Source organism: Streptomyces niger, from assembly GCF_000718305.1.
GTDB classification, from domain to species: domain Bacteria; phylum Actinomycetota; class Actinomycetes; order Streptomycetales; family Streptomycetaceae; genus Streptomyces; species Streptomyces niger.
This window is the reverse complement of sequence record NZ_JOFQ01000011.1, coordinates 314130-335734: the sequence shown is the minus strand read 5'-3', so window position 1 is coordinate 335734 and position 21605 is coordinate 314130. Positions and strand designations below refer to the sequence as shown.

The window sequence follows — 21605 nt, the reverse complement described above, 5'->3', positions numbered from 1 at the left end:
TGCGAGGATCGGCCGGTGGACTACCCGAAGGACCAGGCGCCCGGCGCGCCGATCAGAGCCGGCATCCCCGAGCACGGGCGCATCCCCAAGTACTACGCGGCGAAGGTCCGGATCGGCGAGCTGCTCGCGGAGCTGGGCGAGGGTGAGACGCTGCCGACCGAGCGCGAACTCGCCCTGCGCTTCGAAGTGTCGCGGGAGACCCTGCGCCAGGCGCTGCGCGACCTGCTCCTCGAAGGCCGGATCCGCCGGCTCGGCCGGGGCACGGTGGTGGCCGGCCCCAAGCTCGAACAGCCGCTGGCGCTGGCGAGTTACACCGAGGGCGTACGCAAGCAGGGCCGCCGTCCCGGGCGGCACCTCATCGGGCTGGACCGGTTCCCCTGCAATGCGGCTCTCGCCGCGGACCTCGGGCTGCCGGCCGGCGAGCCGGTCTGGCACATGGAGCGGGTGCTGCTCGCGGATGACGAGCGGGTCGGGCTGGAGAGCACGTACGTGGCGGTCGAGCGGGCGCCGCGGCTGGACACCGACTTCGAGCCGGACTCCTCCTTCTACGGCTACCTGCACGACCGGCTCGGCATCGGCTTCGGCGACGCGGACGAGCGGCTGGAAACGGTGCTGGCGACGCCGCGGGAGGCGTTGTTGATCGGGACGCCGGGGGCGTTGCCGATGCTGCTGATCCATCGGATCAGCCGCGATGTGGGCGGGCGCCCTCTGGAGCGGGTGCGGACGCTGTTCCGCGGGGACCGGTTCTCGTTCACGACGCGGCTCGGCGGCGCCCCGTAAGGGGCGCGGGGAACTGCGCGAGCAACCACCACGAGGGGGCGGCCGGCCACCGGCCAGTACCCCTGCGGCGAGGGCCGTCGTTCCTCTAAGATCACGAGAAGATAACGGGTCTAGGCCAACTTTGATGGCCCGTTAACCGGCTGGTTGCCGCGCGGACCGCAGTCGGCCACCCGGCGCGACGAGCGTCACCGGCATGCGAGTCATAGTTGTCGGAGCCGGCGTGCTGGGGACCATGCACGCCTGGCAGGCGGTCGAACGCGGCCACGAGGTCGTCCACATCGAACGGGAGGCCGAGGCCCGCGGCGCCTCCGTACGGAACTTCGGGCAGATCTGGGTCAGCGGCCGCGCGGGCGGCGAGGAGCTGGACACGGCCCTGCGCGCCCGCGCGCTGTGGGAGGAGATCGGCGCCCGCGTGCCGGGGCTCGGCTTCCGCGCGATCGGCTCGCTGACCGTCGTGAAGAACGAGGCCGAGCGGGCCGTCGCCGAGGCCGCGGCCCGCCGCCCGGACGCCGCCGCGCGCGGCTACAAGCTGCTGGACGCCGAGGAGGCCCGCGGGATCAACCCCGCGCTCCGCGGCGACTTCCTCGGCGCCCTGTGGTGCGAGCGGGACGCCGCCGTCGAACCCCGCGTCGCCCAGCGCGAGCTGAAGCAGGCGCTGCTCGCCACCGGCCGCTACACCTACCTCGGCGGGCGCGAGGTCCGGGACGTCCTCGGCGACGGCAGCGGCGTACGGGACGACCACGGTGGGACGCACCGCGGCGACGCCGTCGTGCTGTGCACCGGCGCCTGGCTGAGCGGCCTGGTCCGCGAGCTGATCCCGGACCTCCCGGTCCGCCGCGTACGGCTGCAGATGATGCAGACCGACCCGCTCGGCGAGCCGCTGACCACCTCCGTCGCCGACGCGGACAGCTTCCGCTACTACCCGGCGTACGGCGGCGAGGCGCTGGACGCGCTCAACGCCGAGCACGCGCAGGCGCCCACCGCCGCAGCCCACAAGATGCAGCTCCTGATGGTGCAGCGCGCGGACGGCGGGCTGACCATCGGCGACACCCACGAGTACGAGACGCCGTTCGCCTTCGACACCGTCGAGGAGCCCTACGAGCACCTGACCGGCGTCGTCGAGTCGATCCTCGGCCGCCCGCTGCCGCGCATCCGGCACCGCTGGGCCGGGGTGTACGCGCAGTGCACCGACACCGGCCGGGTCGTGCACCGGCAGCAGGCGAGCGACGGCGTGTGGCTGGTCACCGGGCCCGGCGGGCGCGGCATGACCTGCTCCCCGGCGATCGCCGAGAAGACCGCGAACGCACTGGGATGGTGAGGGAATTGACCAGCAGCGCCACGAAGAAGAACGACATCGAGCTGGTCGTGCTCGACATGGCCGGCACCACCGTCGCCGACGGCGGCCTCGTCGAGCAGGCCTTCGACGCCGCGGCCCGCCACCTCGGCGTCGAGCCGGGCACCCCCGACCACGCCGAGAAGCTCGCCCACGTGCGCGCCACCATGGGCGAGTCGAAGATCTCCGTCTTCCGCCAGCTGTTCGGGGCCGAGGAAGCCGCCCGGCGCGCCAACGCCGTCTTCGAGAAGGCGTACGGCGAGCTGGTCGACGGCGGGCTGGTCGCGCCCGTACCCGGCGCCCGCGAGGCCGTCGAGGCGCTGCAGGCCGCAGGGCTCACCGTGGTCCTGAGCACCGGGTTCGCCCGGGTCACCCAGGACGCGATCCTCGCCGCGCTCGGCTGGCAGGACCTCGTGCCGCTCACCCTCTGCCCGGCCGACGCGGGCGGGCGCGGCCGGCCGTACCCCGACCTGGTGCTCGCCGCGCTGCTGCGCACCGGCGCCACCGACGCCGTCCAGCGCGTCGCGGTCGCCGGCGACACCTCGTACGACATGCTCTCCGGCCGCCGCGCCGGGGCCTCCGTCGTCGCCGGGGTGCTCACCGGCGCCCACGACAAGGACCAGCTGACGGCCGCGGGCGCCACCCACGTCCTCGGCTCGGTCGCCGAACTGCCCACCCTGCTGGGGGTGACGAGCGATGGCCGCCCCGCCTGAAACGGCCGTCGGACCGGTGGCGGCGAAGACCGCCGCCGGCATCCGCTTCGACCACGTCTCCGTCGCCTACGGCGACCACACCGTGCTGGACGGCCTCGACCTGACCGTCGAGCCCGGCGAGGTGATGGCCCTGCTCGGCCCCTCCGGCTCCGGCAAGACCACCGCACTGCGGGCCGTCGCCGGATTCGTGACGCCCGTCTCCGGGCGCGTGCTGATCGGCGGCCGGGACGTCACCGCGCTTCCGCCGTACAAGCGCGGCATCGGCATGGTCGTACAGAGCTACGCGCTCTTCCCGCACCTGCGCGTCGCCGACAACGTGGCCTTCGGACCGAAGGCGCGGAAAGTGCCGCGCGCGGAGATCGAACCGCGGGTCACCGAGGCGTTGGAGCTGACCGGCATGGCCGGCTACGCCCGCCGCTACCCGCGCGAACTCTCCGGCGGCCAGCAGCAGCGCGTCGCCATCGCCCGCGCGCTGGCCATCCGCCCCGGTGTGCTCCTCCTGGACGAGCCGCTCTCCGCGCTGGACGCGCAGCTGCGCTCCGGCATGCTCGCCGAACTGGCCCGGCTCCACCGCGAACTGCCCGACGTGTCGATCCTGTACGTCACCCACGACCAGGTCGAGGCGCTCACCCTCGCCGACCGGATCGCGGTCATGGACCGGGCGCGACTGCGGGACTGCGGTACGCCGCGCGAGCTGTACCGGGCGCCGCGCACCGAGTTCACCGCCTCCTTCGTGGGCAACGCCAACCTGCTGCCGGTCACGGCCGGGCCCGGCGACGCCACCGTGACCTTCGGGAACCGCGAGCTGGCGGTGCGCGGCACGGAGGGCGTGGCCCCCGGCGCGGCGGCCACCCTGTGCGTACGGCCGCACCTGGTCGGGCTGGGGGAGGGGCCGAACGCGCTGCGCGGCCGGCTCGCCGAACTCCAGTGGCGCGGCGCCACCCACCGGCTGTACGTCGAGGTCGCAGGGCACCGGGTCATGGCCGACGAGCGCGAGCTCCGGACGGCGCCCGCGGTGGGTGATGAGGTGACGCTGCACTTCGCGCCCGAGGACGGCGTCCTCCTTCCCGCGGAGGCGGGTGCCGATGGCTAGCGTGACCCAGCGGGCGCGCCTCGGCGTCCCGCGCGCGCCGCGGGCCCGTACCCTCCCGCGCTTCCTGTGGGCGCTGCCGCCCGTCGCCGCGCTCGGACTGGTCTTCCTCCACCCGCTCGTCCTGCTGGTCCGGCAGTCGTTCACACCGGACGAGGGCGGGCCCGCGACGGCCGCGTACGCGGAGGTGCTGGCCGCGGCGTCGTTCCAGGACGCGCTGGTCAACACCGTGTTCATCGCGGCCGGTGCGACCGCCGGCTGCCTGGCGCTCGGCTTCGCCCTCGCGCTGGTCGTCGCCTTCGTGCCGTTCCCCGGCGCGCGGGCGCTCGGCCGGTTCATCGACATCTTCCTGGCCTTCCCGTCCTTCCTGATCACCCTGGCCCTGCTGTTCGTCTACGGGACGACGGGCGTGGCCAACGGGGTGTGGACCGCGGCGACCGGCGCGGCGAGCGGCCCGCTCGACTTCCTGCACACGCCCTGGGGCGTGCTGCTGGCGGAGATCACGTACTTCACGCCGTTCGTGATGCGCCCGCTGCTGGCCGCGTTCTCCCAGGTGGAGACCGGGCAGCTGGAGGCCGCCGCGTCGCTCGGCGCCCGGCCGTGGCGGATCGTCCGCACGGTGATCCTGCCCGAGGCGCTGCCCTCGCTGGCAGCGGGCGGCGCGCTCGTCCTGGTCATGTGCCTGAACGAGTTCGGGATCGTGCTCTTCACCGGCGCCAAGGACGTCGTCACGCTGCCGGTCCTCGTCTACACCAAGGCCATCCTCGACGGCGACTACACCGGCGCGTGCGTCGTCGCGGTCGTCAACATCGCGCTGTCCGTGGCGCTGTACGCCGGCTACCGCGCGCTGGTGGCCCGCACCGGACGCAAGGGAGGAGCGCCCCGTGCTCGTACACAGCAGTAAGGCCCGCGCGGCCGTATGGGCCGGCTTCCTGCTCCTCCTCCTCCCGCTCTTCGCGCTGCCGTTCGCCGTCATCCTGGCCGCGTCCTTCGCCACCACCTGGAGCGGCGCGCTGCCCTCGGGGCCGACGCTGACGCACTACCAGGACATCGCCCGGGGCGACTCGCTGGACGCGCTGGTCACCAGCGCGCTGACCGCGCTGGCCGCGAGCCTGCTGGCGCTGACCGCCGGGACCTGGGCGGCGCTGGCCGCGCAGCGCCTGGGCGGCCGCGGCAAGAAGGTGATCGACACGCTGTTCATGCTGCCGGTCGCGGTGCCCTCCGTCGCCGTCGGCCTCTCCCTGCTGGTCGCCTTCTCGCAGCCGCCGCTGCTGCTCAACGGCACCCGGCAGATCGTCGTCATCGCCCATACCGTGCTGGTCACGGCCTTCGCGCACCAGTCGGTGAGCGCGGCGCTGGACCGGCTGGACCCCGCGTACGAGCAGAGCGCCGCGGCCCTCGGGGCCCGCCCGGCGTACGTCCTGCGGCGGGTGAAGCTGCCGCTGCTGCTGCCCTCGCTGACGGCGGCCACCGGGCTCTGCTTCGCGCTGTCCATGGGCGAGCTGAGCGCCACGATGATGCTCTACCCGCCCGACTGGCTGCCGCTGCCGGTCCAGATCTTCGCCACCACCGACCGGGGCGCCCTCTTCAGCGGCGCGGCCCTCGCGGTGGTCCTGATGGCCGCGACGCTGATCGTGCTCTTCGGCGTCTCCCGCATCCGTACCAGAGCCTCCTACCGCTGACGCGCACCCTTCCTCCGAGGAGCCACGACCCGCCATGCGCAGCCACCCGTACCTCAAGCCGGTCGCCGCGACCGTCTCCGTCCTGGCGCTCGGTGCCGGACTGACCGCCTGCGGCGGAGCCGCCGCCGACCCGAACGCCAAGGAAGTCACCGTCTACAGCGCCGACGGCCTCAAGGGCGAGAAGGGCGACGGCTTCTACGACAAGGTCTTCAAGGACTTCGAGAAGAAGACCGGCATCAAGGTCAACTACGTGGAGGCGGGCTCCGGCGCGGCCGTGCAGCGGCTCGCCCGCGAGAAGATGAACACCCAGGCGGACGTGGTCGTCACCCTGCCGCCCTTCATCCAGCAGGCGGACGGCAAGGGCCTGCTCCAGAAGTACGAGCCCAAGGGCTACGACCAGGTCGCCGCCGCCGACCGGGACCCGGACGGCAAGTGGACCTCGGTCGTCAAGAACTACTTCTGCTTCATCTACAACAAGAAGCAGCTCAAGGAAGCCCCGAAGAGCTGGCACGACCTGCTGGACGCCAGGTACCGGAACAGGCTCCAGTACTCCACGCCGGGCGTGGCCGGGGACGGCACCGCCGTCGTCATCAAGGCCGTGCACGACCTGGGCGGCACCGACCCGGCCATGGACTACTTCAAGAAGCTCCAGGCCAACAACGTCGGCCCGTCCTCCTCCACCGGTCAGCTCGCCCCCAAGACCGCCAAGGGCGAACTGCTGGTCGCCAACGGCGACGTGCAGATGAACTTCGCCAACATGAAGTCGATGCCGGACCAGGGCATCTTCTTCCCGGCGGCCGAGAAGGGCGGCAAGCCTTCGACCTTCGCGCTGCCGTACGCCGCCGGGCTGGTCAAGAACGCTCCGCACACCGAGAACGGCAAGAAGTTCCTGGACCACCTGCTGAGCCCGGAGGTCCAGCGGGAGGTCTCCGCGGTCGGCGGCGGCTTCGCGGCCCGCAAGGACGTCAAGGCCACCGACGAGAACGCCCGTAAGCTCGCGGACATCATGAAGGGCGTCGAGATCTTCGAGCCGGACTGGCAGGACATCGACAGGAACCTCGACACCTACCTCGACGCCTGGAAGACGGCCACCGGCAGCTGAGCACGCGCTGCGTGGGGGGTGGAGTCCGCCACCGGCTGACTTAGGCTGTGGGCGTCGGTCGTACGTACGTTTCGCGTGAGACGTGCGGCGACGGCCGGCGCCCTCGGTAGTCAGGCAGCAGTTCCCCGTACGGCAGGAGTCCGGCAGTGGCAGAGCGCAAGCCGATCGAGTCATGGCTCACCGACATGGACGGTGTGCTGATGCACGAAGGTGTGCCGGTCCCCGGCGCCGACGCCTTCATCAAGCGGCTGCGGGAATCGGGCAAGCCGTTCCTCGTGCTCACCAACAACTCCATCTACACCCCGCGCGACCTCCAGGCCCGGCTCGCCCGCATCGGCCTCGAAGTGCCGTACGAGTCGATCTGGACCTCGGCGCTGGCCACCGCGAAGTTCATGGACAGCCAGCGGCCGAACGGCACCGCGTACGTGATCGGCGAGGCCGGGCTGACCACGGCCCTGCACGACATCGGGTACATCCTCACCGACCACTCGCCGGACTACGTCGTCCTCGGCGAAACTCGCACTTACAGCTTCGAGGCCATCACCAAGGCCATCCGGCTCATCAACAACGGCGCGGCCTTCATCGCCACCAACCCCGACGAGACCGGCCCGTCCAACGAGGGCCCGCTGCCCGCGACCGGCTCGGTGGCCGCGCTGATCACCAAGGCGACCGGCCGCGCGCCGTACTTCGTCGGCAAGCCCAACCCGCTGATGATGCGGCATGGCCTGAACGCCATCGGCGCGCACTCCGAGACCTCCGCCATGATCGGCGACCGGATGGACACCGACGTGCTGGCCGGCCTGGAGGCCGGGATGGAGACCTTCCTCGTGCTCACCGGCCTGACCGGGCCCGGCGACATCGACAAGCACCCCTTCAAGCCGTCGCACGTCGTGGACTCCATCGCCGACCTCGTCCAGCTGGTGTAGCCGCCGGCCCGCGCCACCCGTACGGAAGACCCCGCTCACCCCGACGGCGCAGGCTTCGGGCGCTGCGGATGCGGGTGGGGAGCGCCGGGGCGACCTTCGGTAGTACCCGGAGGTTGCCATGAGTCCACCACGATTCACCGTCAGTACGTGCACGGCCGTCACCGCGTGCGTGGTGCTCGCCGGCACCGCGCAGCCGGCGGACCGCCCGGACACCCGGCCCGGCCCGGCCGCCGCCACCGCGGGGGTGGCGGCGTGGTCCGCGGTGCCCGCCGCGCAGGTCGCCACCCGGCCCCTCCCGCCGACGGCGGACCGGAAGTCCGAGGGCGGCATGAACTCGGGCCGGTCGGCCGGGCTCGTGGTGGCCGGCGGCGTGGCCCTCGTCGTGATCGGCCGCATCGTGCACGTGCTCCGGAAGCGGGGTGGCGGTGATGCCGAATGAGCCCCTGGCCGCCGCCGACGGGTACGGCCGGCTGCTGACCGGTGTGGCCTGGGCGGTGCTGCTGCTCGGGCTGTGGGTGTGGGGCCGCGGCCCGGCCGAGGGGCAGCTGTCGGCCGCCACCACCGGGGACGTCGCCGCGGTGGGCCGCCCGCTCCTCCAGGAACTTCCCCGGGCGATCGACCCGCTGCCCGCCGCCCGGCCCACCGCGCTGGGCATCGACGCGCTGGGCACGGTCCACGCGGAGGTCGTCCCGGGCGGCGCGGAAACCGCCGGCGGCGGCCCACCGGGCCATCGGCCGGGCGACGTGGTCTGGGACGCCTCCGGACCGCAGCCGGGCCGCCCGGGAGTGGCGGTACTGACCGGCCGCGGCGACACGGGGCCCGGCCGCGGCCCCTTCGCCGGACTGGCCGGCCTGCACGCGGGCGAGACCGTACGGGTGGCCCGATCGGACGGCTCCATCGCGGAGTTCACCGTGGCGGACGTACGGGCGCGGCCGGCCGGCCGGTTCGACGCCCGGCGCGTCCACGGGGCGCACGAGCGCGGCCGCGCCGAACTCCGCCTCGTCGACGAGGGCCGGGAGCGCACCGTGGTCCTCGCGTATCTGACCGGCGTCAGCGGGCCCTGAAAGAGGTGAGCGACGTGCGCAGAGGGATCAGCGGATCGCCCGGCCCGGCCGGCGGTTCGCTCCCCCCTGAACCACCGGCCGACCGGTCCTCGACCGCCGCGATTCAGGACTGCGGGAGTTGCCCTGCCGCCGGCGGGAGGCGCCATGAAGCGCGCGTTCCAGGCCGGGGGCCGGGGCCAGAACCACACTGTAGAACGGCCGCGCGGCCCTCGTACAGAGGGCGGCGGAAGCGGACCGTAACAGGATACCCACTCGCCGTCGCCGCACCCTGCGCATGTGCCAGGATTGCCGCGACCGGCCAAGTTCCGTGCTCCGAGGGGGGAGTGGATGTACGGCGTTGTACCCGGGTCCGGGGGGACTTCGAGCGGACGGCGCGGTGACCGCGGCGGACGAGGCGTTTCCGTACCGGTGTTGGCGGCCCTGCTGCTGGCGGCCGGTGGCCTGGCGGGATGCTCCTCGTCCGACGGCTCCGACGAGGGCGCGGGGCCGCCGGGCCAGCGCCCCCGAGCCATGGTGCCGTACTGGGTGAACCCGGACGGCAGGGCCGCCCGGCAGGCCGCCGCGTACCGCAAGGACGGCAAGCAGGACGACGCGAAGCTGATCGACCGCATCGCGACCCAGCCCGTCGCCGAGTGGATCGGCGTCGACGACCCGCAGGGCGAGGCGCGCGGCTTCACCGAGGCGGCGGCGAAGGCGAAGCGCGACGCGCTGCTGGTGCTCTACAACATCCCGCACCGCGACTGCGGCAGCTACTCCAAGGGCGGCGCCGCCGACGGCAACGCCTACCGGGCCTGGCTGGACGGGGTCATCAAGGGGATCGGCGACCGGTCGACGACGGTGATCCTGGAGCCGGACGCGCTGCCGCACATCGAGGACCAGTGCACCCCGGAGCAGTTCCACGAGGAGCGGTACGCGCTGCTGACCGAGGCCGTCGGCAAGCTCAAGGCGCTGCCGCACACCAAGGTCTACCTCGACGCGGGCAACCCGCACTGGATCAAGGACCCGGGGCGGATGGTGGAGCCCTTGAAGCGGGCCGGCATCGAGCGGGCCGACGGCTTCGCGCTGAACATCTCCAACTACCAGACCACGGCGGAGAACGAGAAGTACGGCCGCAAGCTCTCCGCGATGGTGGGCGGCAAGCACTTCGTCATCGACACCAGCCGGAACGGCAACGGCCCGGCGCCCGGCGGCGACGACCCGGAGAACTGGTGCAACCCGCCGGGCCGGGCGCTGGGCGAGCCGCCGACCACGAAGACCGGTGACGGGCTGGTGGACGCCTACCTCTGGATCAAGCGTCCCGGCGAGTCGGACGGCACGTGCAAGGGCGGCCCGCAGGCGGGCAAGTGGTGGCCGTCGTACGCGCTGGTCCTGGCCCGCAACAGCAAGCAGTGACGCGACGGGCCGGTACGTGAAGAGGGGGCGCCCCGCAGCGGGGCGCCCCCTCCTCGTACGTCGTCGGTCAGCCGGTCTTCTCGGCGGCGGGCACCTTCAGCCACACCGCCTTGGACGGCGTGCCCTTCCCGTCGACGGCCATGACCATGTACCAGCCGGGCGGGACCAGGGACGGGTCCTTGGGCAGGGTCGCGGTCACCGTGTCGCCCTTCGTGGTGAAGTCCAGCGCCACAGAGCGCTGTTCGACGTTGGTGACATGGGTGAACGAGCCGGGCCGGATCAGCCGCAGCTTCTTGACGGACCCGCCGCGGGCCGACCGGAACGTCGCCGTGCCGCCCAGCTTCACCGTCGTGGGGCCCGCGGCCTTGAGCTCGGGGCGCGTCCCGTGGAAGAGGTACGGCGGGGTGTAGAGGTCGATCTGCTGCTGGAAGACGCCGGGCCGGGTGTTGTCCTTGTCGGCGAAGAGCGAGTCCGAGCCGAAGGTCATCACCCGGCCGTCGGGGAGCAGCAGCGCGCCGGAGTGGTAGTTCCGGCCGACCAGCGGGTCGGCGACGGGGCGCGCGCTGTTCGCCGCCGGGTCGTACAGCTCGGCCTTGAGGACGTTGGAGTCGCTGCGGCCGCGGTAGTCGCCGGAGCCGTTGGTGGTCAGCACGGTGTCGTCCGGCATGATCACGCTGCTCGGGTAGCGGGCCTTCGCGTACAGGTCCGGGCCGTCGCGGAAGCGCGGCTTCGGGTCCGTCAGGTCCGCGATCCGGGTCCTGGCCGTGGCACGCGGGTCCTCGCCGACCCCGCCGCCGCCGAGGACCATGTACCGCTGGTCCTGCGCGGGCGGCAGCAGCACGGACATCGAGGTCTCCAGGATGTCCGGGTCGCTCATCCCCGGTACCACCCGGAACCTGTTGCTCTTCAGGTCCCAGATGCCGGGCGTGCGGCCCTTGTTGTCGGGGCCGTACCCGGCGTTGGAGCCGGTGTAGAAGACCTGGCCCTTGCCGGAGAGGAACAGCGCCGGATAGGTCGGGAAGAACCGCTGCTCGGTCAGGTAGGTCCACTTCTTGGTCTTCGGGTCGTACAGCTCGTTCTTGCCGGGGACGACCTGGCCGATGTCGTCGAGGCCGGAGACGGAGAGGACCTTGCCGTCGTCCAGGGAGGTCAGCGTCGGATACCAGCGGGCCTCGTTCATCGGGTCGACGCGGAGGTAGCGCTCGGCGACCGGGTCGAACTCGAAGGAGTCCTTGATCCCCTGGAAGTCCTTCTTGTCGAAGGACAGCTTCTGCGCGATGCCGTAGAAGTTCCGGGCGTCCGCGCCGGTCAGGCCGTGGATGCGGTAGTTGTCCTGGGCGCCGGTGGCGTACTCGCGACCGTCCTTGCGGGCCTCGACGTAGACCCGGCCCTCACTGTGCTCGACCCGTACCTTCCCGGTGGCCTTGTCCTTGACCTTCTTGGCGCGGGGCACCACGACCGGGTCCTTGGAGACGAACGTCTTGCCGTTCTCCTTGCCGGTGAAGAGCGTGCCGGCGGGGAAGGTCTTCGGGCCGTCCGGGTCCTCGTTGTAGATGATCATCAGGCCGCCGGCCTTCTTCACATCGCCCTTGAGGGTCTCGTAGCGCTGGGTGCCGCCCGCGACCAGCAGCTTGCCGTCCGGGAGCTGGGTGTGGCCGGAGCAGAAGAGGTCGGCGGGCGTGTCGATGTTCTTGAAGGTGTTCTTCGCCGGGTCCCACAGGACCGTGCGGAAGGACTTGGCCTTGAAGTGCGCCGCGTTGTTGCCGGAGCCGGCGACCAGCAGGACCTTGCCGGTGTGCAGCAGGGCCGCGTGAATGGTGTTGATCTTGTACCGGTCGGGGACGTCGACCACGTCCCAGTGGCCGTTCCGCTTCTTGTACTCCGGCTGATTGATCTTGTACGAGTGGTACTGCTCCGAGGCGAAGCCGTACACCGCCGGGCCGTTCATCGCGGCCAGGGCGATCACCACCACTGCGCCTATCCCCAACCGGCGGGTGCGGCGGCTCGGTCGGTATCTCATCGGTTGGTTCCCCCCACGGGAATCTGCACGGTCTGCGCGATCTGGTCATCGGTGGCCGGTGGCGCGGGCTGTGGTGGCGCGGGCGGCTGCGGGGCCGAACGGTGCTCGCGGCGGCGCGCGTCCCGGCGCATGGTCCAGCGCCAGACGCCGATCGGGGTGCAGCAGACCAGCAGGGCCAGCACGGCCCAGACGATCATCGCCGGGTGGGCGTGGCCGAAGAAGAAGGAGGCGATCAGGGAACCGCCGAAGACGACGAGGAAGAAGAGGTGCACCCGGAAGGTCCCGAAGAGGGTGTCGGGGCTGGAGGAGTCGCCCTTCGGGGTCACCACGAACTTGCTCTTGCGGCGCAGCGCCGCGTCGAAGAGGGAGCGCGCGTAGATCGGCGCGGAGAGCGCGGACATCAGCATGCCGGCCACGCCGCCGGAGCCCTCCGGCTCGTGCGGGGAGACGTTGTGCCGGCGATTCCAGACGTACAGGCCGATCTGGAGCGCCGAGGCGTTGCCGTAGAGCATCATCCACACGGCCGGGTCGATCTGCACGCCGGAGGCGCCGAGCCCGAGGAAGAGCGCGCAGCTGAGGGCGGCGAGTATCCAGTTCAGCGCGGACATCGGGTAGAAGATGACCATCATGGTGTAGTTGAAGAGGCGGCCGGGGGACAGCGTGAAGGGCGCCTTCCAGAACTGCTTGAGCAGCGTTTCGTACGTGCCTCGCGACCAGCGCAGCTGCTGGGTGAAGAAGTCCGTCCAGGCGGTCGGGCCCTCGCCGACGGCGAGCACGTCGGGGGTGTAGACCGAACGCCACTTCTTGCCCGTCGCGGGGTTGCGGTGGCGGTGCATCTCGAAGCCGGTGGCCATGTCCTCGGTGATCGAGTCGTACAGTCCGCCGATCTGCTGCAGGGCCTTGATGCGCACCGCGTTGGAGGTGCCGACGAACATGGGGGCGCCGTAGCGGTTGCCGGCCCGCTGGATCAGCGCGTGGAAGAGGAACTGCTGCGACTCGGCGGCCTTGGTGACGAAGGTGTCGTAGTTGCCGTAGACCTGGGGGCCGATGACGAAGCCGACGTTCTCGTCGCGGAAGTAGCCGAGCATCCGCTCCAGGTAGTTCGGCAGGGGGACGTGGTCGGTGTCGACGGAGGCGAAGAAGTCGTAGTCGTCGCCGTGCGCCTGGAGCCAGGCGTTGTAGTTGCCGTGCTTCGTTCTTGCGCGGTGCGGGCCCTTCGCGCGGTTCCACTCCGGTATGCCGTGCCGGGTGAAGTGGTGCACCCCGAGTCTCGCGCAGACGGCTCTGACCGCGGGGTCGTCGCCCTCGTCCAGCAGCCAGACGTGCAGCAGGCCCCGGTGGCGCACGCGGACCGCGGCCTCCAGCGTCTTCGTGACCATCTCCAGCGGTTCCTTGCCGGGCACGAAGGAGGTGAGGAAGGCGACGCGGGTGCCGCTCTCGGGTATGACCGGTATCGGATCACGGGCGACGAGGGTGGCGTGGGCGTTGGAGAGGACGTTCATGCAGCGGAAGAACTCGATCAGACCGATCGAGACGAGCATGACCACGTCGAGGGCGGGGAGGAAGGCGAACTGCGGATAGTCCCGCTCGGTCCAGTGGGCCGGCTGCAGCAGCCAGGCGAGGAGTCCGAGGGAGACCAGCGGGGCGGCGCCCAGTAACAGTGCGGCGCGTAAGCGGTGCGGTTCGTCGGCGAGGAGGCTGCGGTACCGGACCTTGTACGGCTTGCCGGGCTCGGGCTTGGTCAGCGGGCCGGCCAGTCGGCTGTAGTGCTCGTAGTCGTAGCGCGGCAGCGGCGCGGGCTGCTGCGGGCGCCTGCGGTGCTGGCGCGGCAGACGTAACCGCGTCGTCGCGGACGGGTCGTACTGCTGTTCCTGCCGGGCGCCGGTAGGCGTCGACGACGTCATGACTCCATCCCCCCGCACGCAGAGCTCGCTGCGTGTCCGTCTGTACTTTCTCGGCCCGAGCCGCTCGTCCCCTGACCGGCTCGGGCGCCGTGGTCTCGGCCGCCCGCGCACGCCACCGTGCGCCGCTCGCCTTCCGGTTGCCCGGTACTGCCTCGCCGTCATGGCAGCGCGCGGAGTTCCCCAACTTCCCGTTCAACGCAGCCGACGGCCTTCCCCCACATGCGCGTCAAGGCCATCTTCGACCCATCCGCCACGTCAGGGTCCCTAACCGGCCTTCATGATCGCAAGGGCGGAATGGGGGGCTTACGGAACGTGTGGGTGTATGGGTGGACTCGGAGTGGTGTGCGGCAGTTACGTGCGCCCTCCCCTTTGGGGGGAGGGGCGACCCGCCGGGTGCAGGCGTCAGCGGTCGCCCGAACTGCGCAGCCTGTGGCGGATGTTGTCGAAGTGGTGGCGGACGGCCCGCTCCGCGCGGGGCCCGTCGCCCTCCCGCACCGCCGCCACGATCTCCTCGTGCTGGCGCACCGTGGTCTCCGGGTCGGCGAGCGCCGGGACGAGGTCGGTACGCACCCGGTGGAAGGCGTCCCAGAACGCCTCCAGCACCTCGCTGAGCAGAAGATTGTCCAGGCCGCGATGGAGAGTGGCGTGGAATGCCCGGTCGGTCTCGGCGCGGACGCCGCCGGCCGCCGCCTCCGTCCGCATCCGTGCCACGATCGCGTCCAGCTCGGCCAGGTCCGTCTCCGGCACCCGTCCCGCCAGCCGCGCGATCAGTCCGGTTTCCACCGCCTCACGCAGCTCCAGCAGCTGCAGCAGGCTGTCCTCGCCGCGGTAGTGCCCGGCCACCGTGCGGAAGGTCAGGCCCTCGATCATCGGGGCCATCGACATCGGCCCGACGTAGGTGCCGAAGCCGTGCCGGATCTCCACGATGCCCATCGCCTGCAACGCCTTCAGCGCCTCGCGCACGGAGTTCCGGCTGACCCCGAGCAGCTCCATCAGCTCCGGCTCGGTCGGCAGGGGAGCGCCGGACGGCAGCCGCCGGTCGATGATCAGCCTCTTGATGCGCTCCTGGATGTCCCTCGCCATCCCGTGACTCTGCACCCCGGCCCACCCTTTTGACCAGCACTCCCGCGCAAAGTGCCGGTAAGAAACGACCAAGGCCCCCTCGTCGTGACGAGGGGGCCTTGACCCTACGTGCGCCGCCAGGGACTCGAACCCCGGACCCGCTGATTAAGAGTCAGCTGCTCTAACCAACTGAGCTAGCGGCGCGCGCTGACCTGGAAAACTCTACACGAACTCCAAGGGTGCTCCGGACCGCGGAAGCCGCTCCGGCGCCCCGCCGAACGTGTGAGGTGTGACACTCCTGCCGGAATCCGGGCGGTCCGGCTTTTCCTCCGCGTGTCGCGTTCACCGCCCCGCCGTCCCGGCGCACGTCCGCCCGGCGGTTCGCCGGTTTTTGTGCGAGTAAAGGGGGTTCCGCGTGCATGGTCAGCAGTTGCCCCGTCAACATGCGGTATGTGCCGGTAGTTGAGAAGCTGTGCCGGTGTGAGGCCTATGAGGAAGAAGCGGCCGGAAGGGGAACGGACATGACGGTGCCGTTGTTCGTCGAATTCGAGCCCGCGGACGACTGCCCCTGCGCGGGCTGCGCCCAGGAGCGGCGCACCCTCGCGCACAGCCGGCTCAGGGACGGCGGTCACCCCGCCGCGCACGGCGCGCGCCGCGCCCTGGTGCTGGCCGCGGCGGCCGGCACGGTCCTCGCCACCCCGGCCGCCGACGGCCTGACCGCCGACGCACTGCCCGACGCCGGCCCCACCACTCGCCCGGCCGTCGACGCCGGCCCCGCCACCCGCCCGGCCGTCGACGCCGAGCCGGCGACGGCGCCGCAGGGGCAGGTCAGCGGGTTGTACGGCGGCACGGGCAGCGGGCGGGCCCGGCCGGTGGCGGAGCTCCGCCACACCACGCGCGCGGAGATCATCGCGCGGGCGAAGACCTGGATCGCGGCGCGGGTGCCGTACAACATGAACGGCCACTGGTCCGACGGCTACCGCGCGGACTGCTCGGGCTTCGTCTCGATGGCCTGGGGGCTGGGCAGCAGCCAGTGGACCGGATCGCTCGGCCGGTACGCCGTACGGATAACGAAGGACGAGCTCGCGCCCGGCGACATCCTGCTGTACCACAACACGACCAACCCCTCGGTCGGCTCGCACGTGACGATCTTCGGCGGCTGGGCGAACGCCGCGCACACCAAGTACGTCGCCTACGAGCTGGCGCCGGGGCACGCCCGGAAGCGGGTCACGCCCTATGCCTACTGGAGCAACGCCACCAAGTACGTGCCCTACCGCTACCGGGGCCTGACCGGCGGCGGGCTGCCCGACACCGGTCTCCCGGAAGGGGTGCCGGGCGCGTTCCCCGGGCTCGCGCACTTCGGCCCGGGGGCCGACAACTCCTGGGTGACCCGGCTCGGGAAGCTGCTGGTCGCCCGCGGCGGCAGCGGCTTCTACCGGTCCGGACCGGGCCCGCGCTGGACCGTGGCGGACCGCGACGCCACCCGGGCCTTCCAACGCGCCCAGGGCTGGCGCGGCGCGGCGGCCGACGGCATTCCCGGGCCTGATACCTGGGCGTACCTGATCGGCGGCAAGGGCCGGGACATCCGCGGTGCGGCCGCCGGCACCGAGAGCGGCGGTTTCCCCGGCGCCCGGCACTTCCGGCCCGGCGCGGCCGGTACGCACGTCACCCAGCTCGGCCGGCAGCTCGTGAAGAAGGGCTACGGCGAGCACTACCTCTCCGGCCCCGGCCCGCGCTGGACCGAGGCGGACCGGCGGAACGTCGAGGCGTTCCAGCGCGCGCAGGGCTGGCGCGGCCGGGAAGCCGACGGCTATCCGGGCCCCGAGACCTGGCGGCGACTCTTCCGATGACGGAGCACTTCATGGCAGGTAGAACGGACAGCGGACGTCCGGAGACCGGGTACCCGGCGCAGCCGACCGACAGCGCGGGACGGGTGTACGGTGCGGCGCCGCGGTTGGTCCCCCTGATGGATCCCGACACGGGGCTGCCCTTCGTGGACGAGTTCGGCGTCCCGTCGGGCGCTGCGTCCTCGGCCTCCTCGGCGCTCTCGGCGTCCCCGGCCCCGGCACCGACCCCGGCCGACGGGTGGGCGGCGGATGCGGCCGGTGCCGAGGTCCGGCACCCGGTGCCCGAGGACGCCCGGCCCCCGGTCCCCGGCTGGGCGACCGACGAGGGGGAGCCGATGCCGGACCCGGCGCCCGTGCCGAGGCCGGAACCGGAGCCCGGCCCGGAGCCCGCGCCGGAACCGGGGCCGGCGGACCTGCCGCCCACGGCCGGTGTCGGGGCGGCCGAGGAGCAGCTGCTCGACACCGTCGAGCGCGCGGTTCTCAGCGACGCGCTCGACGTGGTCGACGCCGGCAGCCGGGTGGACTCGCCGGCCGCCGCGCCCACCTGGCCGGTGACCTGGCCGAACCGCGCGCCGGACCATGAACCGGACCACGAACCGGACCACGAACCGGACCACGAACCGGACCGCCGCTCCGCGCCCGAACCGGTCGCCGGCCGCCGCGCGCCCGCGGAGGATCCGGACCTCGCCGATCAGCGCGGTCCTTCGCTGCCCGGCGGCCTCGTGCTGGCCGTCGGACTGGCCGCGGCCGTCTGCTGCGGGGCGCTGCTGTGGTGGCACGGCATGCTGCCCGAGCAGGCACAACGTCTGCTGCGGCTGCCGATGCGGGCTCGCTCCCCGCTGTCGCTCCGCGACGCGGCGCTGCTCGGGGCCGGCTGCGCGGCCGTGTCGTTCGCGCTCGGCGGGCTGGCCCGCGGCCGGGTCGGCAGCGCCTGGGTGCTGAGCCTCTTCGGGCGCTACCGCGGCACCGTCCGGCGGACCGGCCTGGTGTGGATCAGCCCGGTGCTGCGCCGCCGCCGGATCGACGTGCGGCTGCGGCACTGGCGGAGCGAGCCGATGCCGGCGGTGGACGCGGGCGGGGTGCGGTTGCGGGCCGTGGTGCTGGTGGTCTGGCGGGTCGTGGACGCGGCACGGGCCCGGTACGAGGTCGACGATCACGTCACCTACCTGCGCGAACAGGTGGAGGCGGCGACCGCGCGGGTGCTCGGCCGGCTGGCCGCCGACGCGCCGGCCGGCACGTCCGGTGGTCCGTCACCGCAGGAGGGCACCGCCAGCGTCTGGGACGCGGAGGCGGTGGGCGACGCGCTGACCGCGCAGCTCGCGGCGGACTGCCGGCCGGTGGGCATCGAGGTGTTCTCCGCGCAGCCCACCCGCATCGAGTACGCGCCGGAGGTGGCGGCGGCCATGCACCGCCGGCAGGTCGCGGCCCTCGACGCCCGGCACCGCGACGCCGTGCTGACCTCGGTGGTGGACGCGGTGGACGACACCGTGGGGCGGCTCACCAGCCGGGGGCTGGTGGAGCTGGACGACTACGAGCGCAAGGCGCTGGTCAAGGACCTGACCGTGGCGTTCTACACCGCCCGCGGCAGCGCGGCGGCGCAGGAGTGAGGCGCCGTGGTGGCCGCCACGACCCGCACCCTCGAACTGCAGCTGCTGCTCGGTCCGGACACCGCCGTTCCGGTGGCGGGCCGGTTCAGCTACCGCAGTGACCGCCCGTACGAGGTCAGGGTCGCCTTCGTCAGCCAGGGCCGTACGGTCACGACCTGGGTGTTCTCGCGGGAGCTGCTGCTCGCCGGGCTGGGCGGCCCGGCGGGGGAGGGGAACGTGCGGATGCGGCCCTTCCGGGATGCGGTCGGGCTCCGCCGGGTCCACCTCGAACTGCGGGCCGAGGGCAGTGCGTGCGCGCTGACGGCCGAGGCCACGGATCTGGCGGCCTGGATACGGGCGACGGCGGAGGTGGTGCCGCCCGGGCAGGAGAGCGGGCACCTGGATCTGGACACCCACCTGGCGCGGCTCTTCGCGGAACGGAACTGATACCTCCGGCTGAACGGGGGGTGGGGCAGGGGTGACGAGCGGTCGGCAATTGGTCTGGACAACTGCAACGGCCCTCATTACGCTGCGGCTTGGTCTAGACCAAATGCACGGCTCATGGAACACCCCCTCGTTCAGGAGCGAAGCATGCGTAAGAAGATCAGCGTCGCCGTGGTCACGCTCGGCATAGCCGGCGCCTCCCTGCTCGCCACCGGCAGCGCCTCCAGCCACGGGTACGGCACCCAGCCCCCGAGCCGCCAGTCGCTGTGCGCCGCCGGCACCGTCAAGAACTGCGGCGCCATCCAGTACGAGCCGCAGAGCGTCGAGGGCCCCAAGGGCTTCCCGGCGGCGGGCCCCGCCGACGGCAAGATCTGTGCCGGCGGCAACTCCGGCTTCGCGGAGCTCGACGACCCGCGTGGCGGCAAGTGGCCCGCCGCGAACCTCAAGGCCGGCCAGGGCTTCAACTTCAGCTGGAAGATGACCGCCCGGCACGCCACCACGGACTTCCGGTACTACATCACCAAGCAGGGCTGGGACCCGAGCAAGCCGCTCACCCGCGCGGCCCTGGAGTCGCAGCCCTTCATGACCGTGCCGATGGGCGGCAAGCAGCCGCCGGAGGTCTGGAGCCAGCAGGGCACCGTCCCCGCCTTCGCCTTGTCTGTGCGCCGCCAGGGACTCGAACCCCGGACCCGCTGATTAAGAGTCAGCTGCTCTAACCAACTGAGCTAGCGGCGCCTGCTGACGAAGTAAATACTACCTGGTCTTCCGGGGTGCTTCCGACCATGTGGCCCCGGCCACACCGCGGGGGCCGGCCGGCGGCCCGGCGCGGCCGGCTCGGCCGGTCAGATCGCCAGCGACAGCAGGACCGGGGCCGCCCTGCGGTTCAGGGTGTCGGCGGCCTTGCGCAGCCGGTGGGCGTGCTCCAGCGGCATCGACAGCGCGAGGCAGCCCACCGTCGCCCCGGCGGTGATCGGGACGGCCGCGCAGACCGTGCCGACGGCGTACTCCTGGAGGTCCAGGACGGGGACGGAGGCCGGCTGGCTGTCGAGCTTGTGGAAGAGCACCTTCTCGTTGGTGATCGTCCGGGAGGTGAGCCGGGCGGTCTTGTGCCGGGAGAGGTGGTCCCGCCGGCCGTCGTGGTCGAGCTGGGCGAGCAGGCACTTGCCCATCGCGCTCGCGTGCGCCGTGCGGTGGAACTCCGCCCACTCGTTGACCTTGGGGGCCTGCGGGCCGTCGGCGTAGTGCAGGATGCGCACCTCGCCGTCGATGTACCGGCTGATGTAGACCGCGGCGCCGACGGAGTCGCGCAGCTCGTCCAGGGAGCTCTGGTAGCTTGTCGTTGAGCGCCTGGGCCCGGCCGACGCCACCGCCCAGCAGGGTCAGCGACTCGCCGACCACGTATGCGCCGTCGGACAGCTGCTTCACATAGCCCTCGCGGCGCAGCATCGCCAGCATGTGGGTGAGGTGGGCAGCGGGCAGGCCGGTCTCGCGCGCGATCTGGGTGTCGGTCGCGCCGGTGGCGTGCCGGGAAACCGTTTCGAGAACGCGGAGCGCGTAGCGCACCGAGTGGTAAGGCGCGGTGGGCTCGTACGTCGGCGCCACGGTGTCCCCCTAGCAGGTTGTGACCGTTTGCATCGTCACCGTCGCCGCCCGTCACGGACAGCATGCATCGCGCGGCCTTACCGGGTGGCGGGGCTCGTACCACGATAGCGGCCAACCTGGCGGACAGGAGGGGGTCTTGAGTGAAAATCGGCGTACGGCGTCCTTCTGTTCAGCGATTCACCACCGTGGCATATGCCCTGGTCATAGCCTCGGCTCGGGAAAAGGCCCGCCGCCCCGCTTCCGGGGCGGCAGGCCCTGCCGTGCGGGCTCAGAGCACCGCGCTGAGGAACTCCCGGGTGCGCTCGTGCTCCGGCTCCGTGAAGATCTTCTCCGGCGGCCCGGACTCGATGACCCGGCCGGCGTCGAACATCAGGACGTCGTCCGAGATGTCCCGGGCGAAGTTCATCTCGTGCGTGACGCACAGCATGGTGATGTCCGTGGTGTGCGCGATGTCCCGCAGCACGTCCAGGACGCCGGCCACCAGCTCCGGGTCGAGCGCCGAGGTGACCTCGTCCAGGAGCAGCACCTGCGGCCGCATGGCCAGGGCGCGCGCGATGGCGACCCGCTGCTGCTGGCCGCCGGAGAGCTGGGTCGGGTACTTGTCGACGTGCTCGGTCAGGCCCACCAGGTCCAGCAGCTCGTGGGCGCGCTCCTCGGCCGCCTCCTTGGACATCCCCAGGACGTGCACCGGCGCCTCGGTGACGTTGCGCAGCACCTTCATGTTGGGGAAGAGGTTGAACTGCTGGAAGACCATGCCGATGTTCTTGCGCACCTCGCGGGTGTGCTTCTCGCCGGCCGGTACGAGCTTCTCGCCCTTCTTCTCGTGGGTGAGGTACTCCCCGCCCACCTTGATCGTGCCCTCGTCGGGCTTCAGCAGCGTCATCAGCAGCCGCAGGATCGTGGTCTTGCCGGACCCGGACGGGCCGATCAGGGTGACGTGCTTGCCCGAGGAGACCGTGAAGTCCAGCGAGTCCAGGACCGTGTTGGCCCCGAAGCGCTTGGTGACGCGGTCGAAGCGGATCAGCTCGCTGCCGTCCACCGCCGGGTTGGCCGTTGCT

General features: G+C 72.1%; 19 protein-coding genes, 2 tRNA genes and 1 pseudogene. 15 read left to right on the top strand and 7 right to left on the bottom strand.

Annotation, left to right across the window (positions count from 1 at the left end):
• Nucleotides 1-15 precede the first annotated feature (15 nt).
• The 11 genes from IF20_RS22430 to IF20_RS22380 all read left to right on the top strand — a co-directional run bounded on the left by IF20_RS22430 (nucleotide 16) and on the right by IF20_RS22380 (nucleotide 10082).
• Nucleotides 16-780, top strand: coding sequence for a GntR family transcriptional regulator (locus tag IF20_RS22430; RefSeq protein WP_052867042.1), 765 nt, complete (start codon nucleotides 16-18; stop codon nucleotides 778-780).
• A gap of 193 nt (nucleotides 781-973) precedes the next feature.
• The gene (locus tag IF20_RS22425; protein ID WP_052867041.1) at nucleotides 974-2098 is read left to right on the top strand and encodes a TIGR03364 family FAD-dependent oxidoreductase; all 1125 of its coding nucleotides are present in this window, start codon (nucleotides 974-976) and stop codon (nucleotides 2096-2098) included.
• A gap of 5 nt (nucleotides 2099-2103) precedes the next feature.
• The gene (locus IF20_RS22420; protein WP_407702540.1) at nucleotides 2104-2826 is read left to right on the top strand and encodes a phosphonatase-like hydrolase; all 723 of its coding nucleotides are present in this window, start codon (nucleotides 2104-2106) and stop codon (nucleotides 2824-2826) included.
• The gene (locus IF20_RS22415; RefSeq protein ID WP_052867039.1) at nucleotides 2810-3919 is read left to right on the top strand and encodes an ABC transporter ATP-binding protein; all 1110 of its coding nucleotides are present in this window, start codon (nucleotides 2810-2812) and stop codon (nucleotides 3917-3919) included. The genes IF20_RS22420 and IF20_RS22415 overlap by 17 nt, the downstream gene beginning before the upstream one ends.
• Nucleotides 3912-4820, top strand: coding sequence for a 2-aminoethylphosphonate ABC transporter permease subunit (locus tag IF20_RS22410; RefSeq protein ID WP_052867038.1), 909 nt, complete (start codon nucleotides 3912-3914; stop codon nucleotides 4818-4820). Before IF20_RS22415 ends, IF20_RS22410 begins: the two co-directional genes overlap by 8 nt.
• Nucleotides 4801-5598, top strand: a complete 798-nt coding sequence (locus tag IF20_RS22405) for an ABC transporter permease (RefSeq protein WP_052867037.1) — start codon at nucleotides 4801-4803, stop codon at nucleotides 5596-5598. Before IF20_RS22410 ends, IF20_RS22405 begins: the two co-directional genes overlap by 20 nt.
• Before the next feature lie 34 nt (nucleotides 5599-5632).
• Nucleotides 5633-6700 (top strand): 2-aminoethylphosphonate ABC transporter substrate-binding protein, encoded by a 1068-nt coding sequence (locus IF20_RS22400; RefSeq protein ID WP_052867036.1) that lies wholly within the window; start codon nucleotides 5633-5635, stop codon nucleotides 6698-6700.
• Between the two features lie 146 nt (nucleotides 6701-6846).
• On the top strand, nucleotides 6847-7626 hold the full coding sequence (locus IF20_RS22395) for an HAD-IIA family hydrolase (protein WP_052867035.1): 780 nt from the start codon (nucleotides 6847-6849) through the stop codon (nucleotides 7624-7626).
• A 118-nt stretch (nucleotides 7627-7744) separates the two neighbouring features.
• Complete coding sequence (locus tag IF20_RS22390; protein WP_052867034.1) at nucleotides 7745-8065, top strand: hypothetical protein; 321 nt, start codon at nucleotides 7745-7747, stop codon at nucleotides 8063-8065.
• Nucleotides 8055-8690 (top strand): class F sortase, encoded by a 636-nt coding sequence (locus IF20_RS22385; protein WP_052867171.1) that lies wholly within the window; start codon nucleotides 8055-8057, stop codon nucleotides 8688-8690. The genes IF20_RS22390 and IF20_RS22385 overlap by 11 nt, the downstream gene beginning before the upstream one ends.
• 327 nt (nucleotides 8691-9017) lie before the next feature.
• Entirely contained in the window at nucleotides 9018-10082 is a 1065-nt protein-coding gene (locus IF20_RS22380; protein WP_052867033.1) for a glycoside hydrolase family 6 protein, read from the top strand.
• 67 nt (nucleotides 10083-10149) lie between these two features.
• On the opposite strand, the gene glxA is transcribed toward IF20_RS22380, so the two are convergent.
• The 4 genes from glxA to IF20_RS22360 form a co-directional block, all read right to left on the bottom strand.
• Nucleotides 10150-12102: a radical copper oxidase GlxA gene (glxA, locus tag IF20_RS22375; RefSeq protein WP_052867032.1), complete on the bottom strand. Its 1953-nt coding sequence runs from the start codon at nucleotides 12100-12102 to the stop codon at nucleotides 10150-10152.
• Nucleotides 12099-14006 carry a glycosyltransferase family 2 protein gene (locus IF20_RS22370; RefSeq protein ID WP_052867031.1) on the bottom strand — a complete coding sequence of 636 codons (1908 nt, stop codon included), beginning with the start codon at nucleotides 14004-14006 and terminating at the stop codon, nucleotides 12099-12101. Before IF20_RS22370 ends, glxA begins: the two co-directional genes overlap by 4 nt.
• A gap of 402 nt (nucleotides 14007-14408) precedes the next feature.
• Complete coding sequence (locus IF20_RS22365; protein WP_052867030.1) at nucleotides 14409-15089, bottom strand: FadR/GntR family transcriptional regulator; 681 nt, start codon at nucleotides 15087-15089, stop codon at nucleotides 14409-14411.
• 109 nt (nucleotides 15090-15198) lie between these two features.
• A tRNA-Lys gene (locus IF20_RS22360) sits at nucleotides 15199-15272 on the bottom strand.
• A gap of 317 nt (nucleotides 15273-15589) precedes the next feature.
• Here IF20_RS22360 and IF20_RS22355 point away from each other — a divergent pair.
• The 4 genes from IF20_RS22355 (at nucleotide 15590) to IF20_RS22340 (ending at nucleotide 19641) form a co-directional block, all read left to right on the top strand.
• On the top strand, nucleotides 15590-16918 hold the full coding sequence (locus IF20_RS22355) for a peptidoglycan-binding protein (RefSeq protein ID WP_052867029.1): 1329 nt from the start codon (nucleotides 15590-15592) through the stop codon (nucleotides 16916-16918).
• Nucleotides 16919-16929: 11 nt separating this feature from the next.
• Complete coding sequence (locus IF20_RS22350) at nucleotides 16930-18522, top strand: SPFH domain-containing protein (RefSeq protein WP_052867028.1); 1593 nt, start codon at nucleotides 16930-16932, stop codon at nucleotides 18520-18522.
• 9 nt (nucleotides 18523-18531) lie between these two features.
• Nucleotides 18532-18948, top strand: coding sequence for an SsgA family sporulation/cell division regulator (locus IF20_RS22345; protein ID WP_234426768.1), 417 nt, complete (start codon nucleotides 18532-18534; stop codon nucleotides 18946-18948).
• A gap of 144 nt (nucleotides 18949-19092) precedes the next feature.
• Nucleotides 19093-19641, top strand: coding sequence for a lytic polysaccharide monooxygenase (locus IF20_RS22340; RefSeq protein ID WP_052867169.1), 549 nt, complete (start codon nucleotides 19093-19095; stop codon nucleotides 19639-19641).
• Here IF20_RS22340 and IF20_RS22335 read toward each other — a convergent pair.
• From IF20_RS22335 to ehuA, 3 genes and pseudogenes are all read right to left on the bottom strand, one after another.
• Nucleotides 19607-19680 (bottom strand) — tRNA-Lys (locus IF20_RS22335). The genes IF20_RS22340 and IF20_RS22335 overlap by 35 nt on opposite strands.
• Nucleotides 19681-19787: 107 nt before the next feature.
• Nucleotides 19788-20547, bottom strand: a pseudogene (locus IF20_RS22330) (IclR family transcriptional regulator).
• 268 nt (nucleotides 20548-20815) lie between these two features.
• A complete protein-coding gene (ehuA, locus tag IF20_RS22325) occupies nucleotides 20816-21586 on the bottom strand; it encodes an ectoine/hydroxyectoine ABC transporter ATP-binding protein EhuA (protein WP_110944421.1) in 771 nt (256 codons plus the stop codon).
• Between the last annotated feature and the right edge of the window lie 19 nt (nucleotides 21587-21605).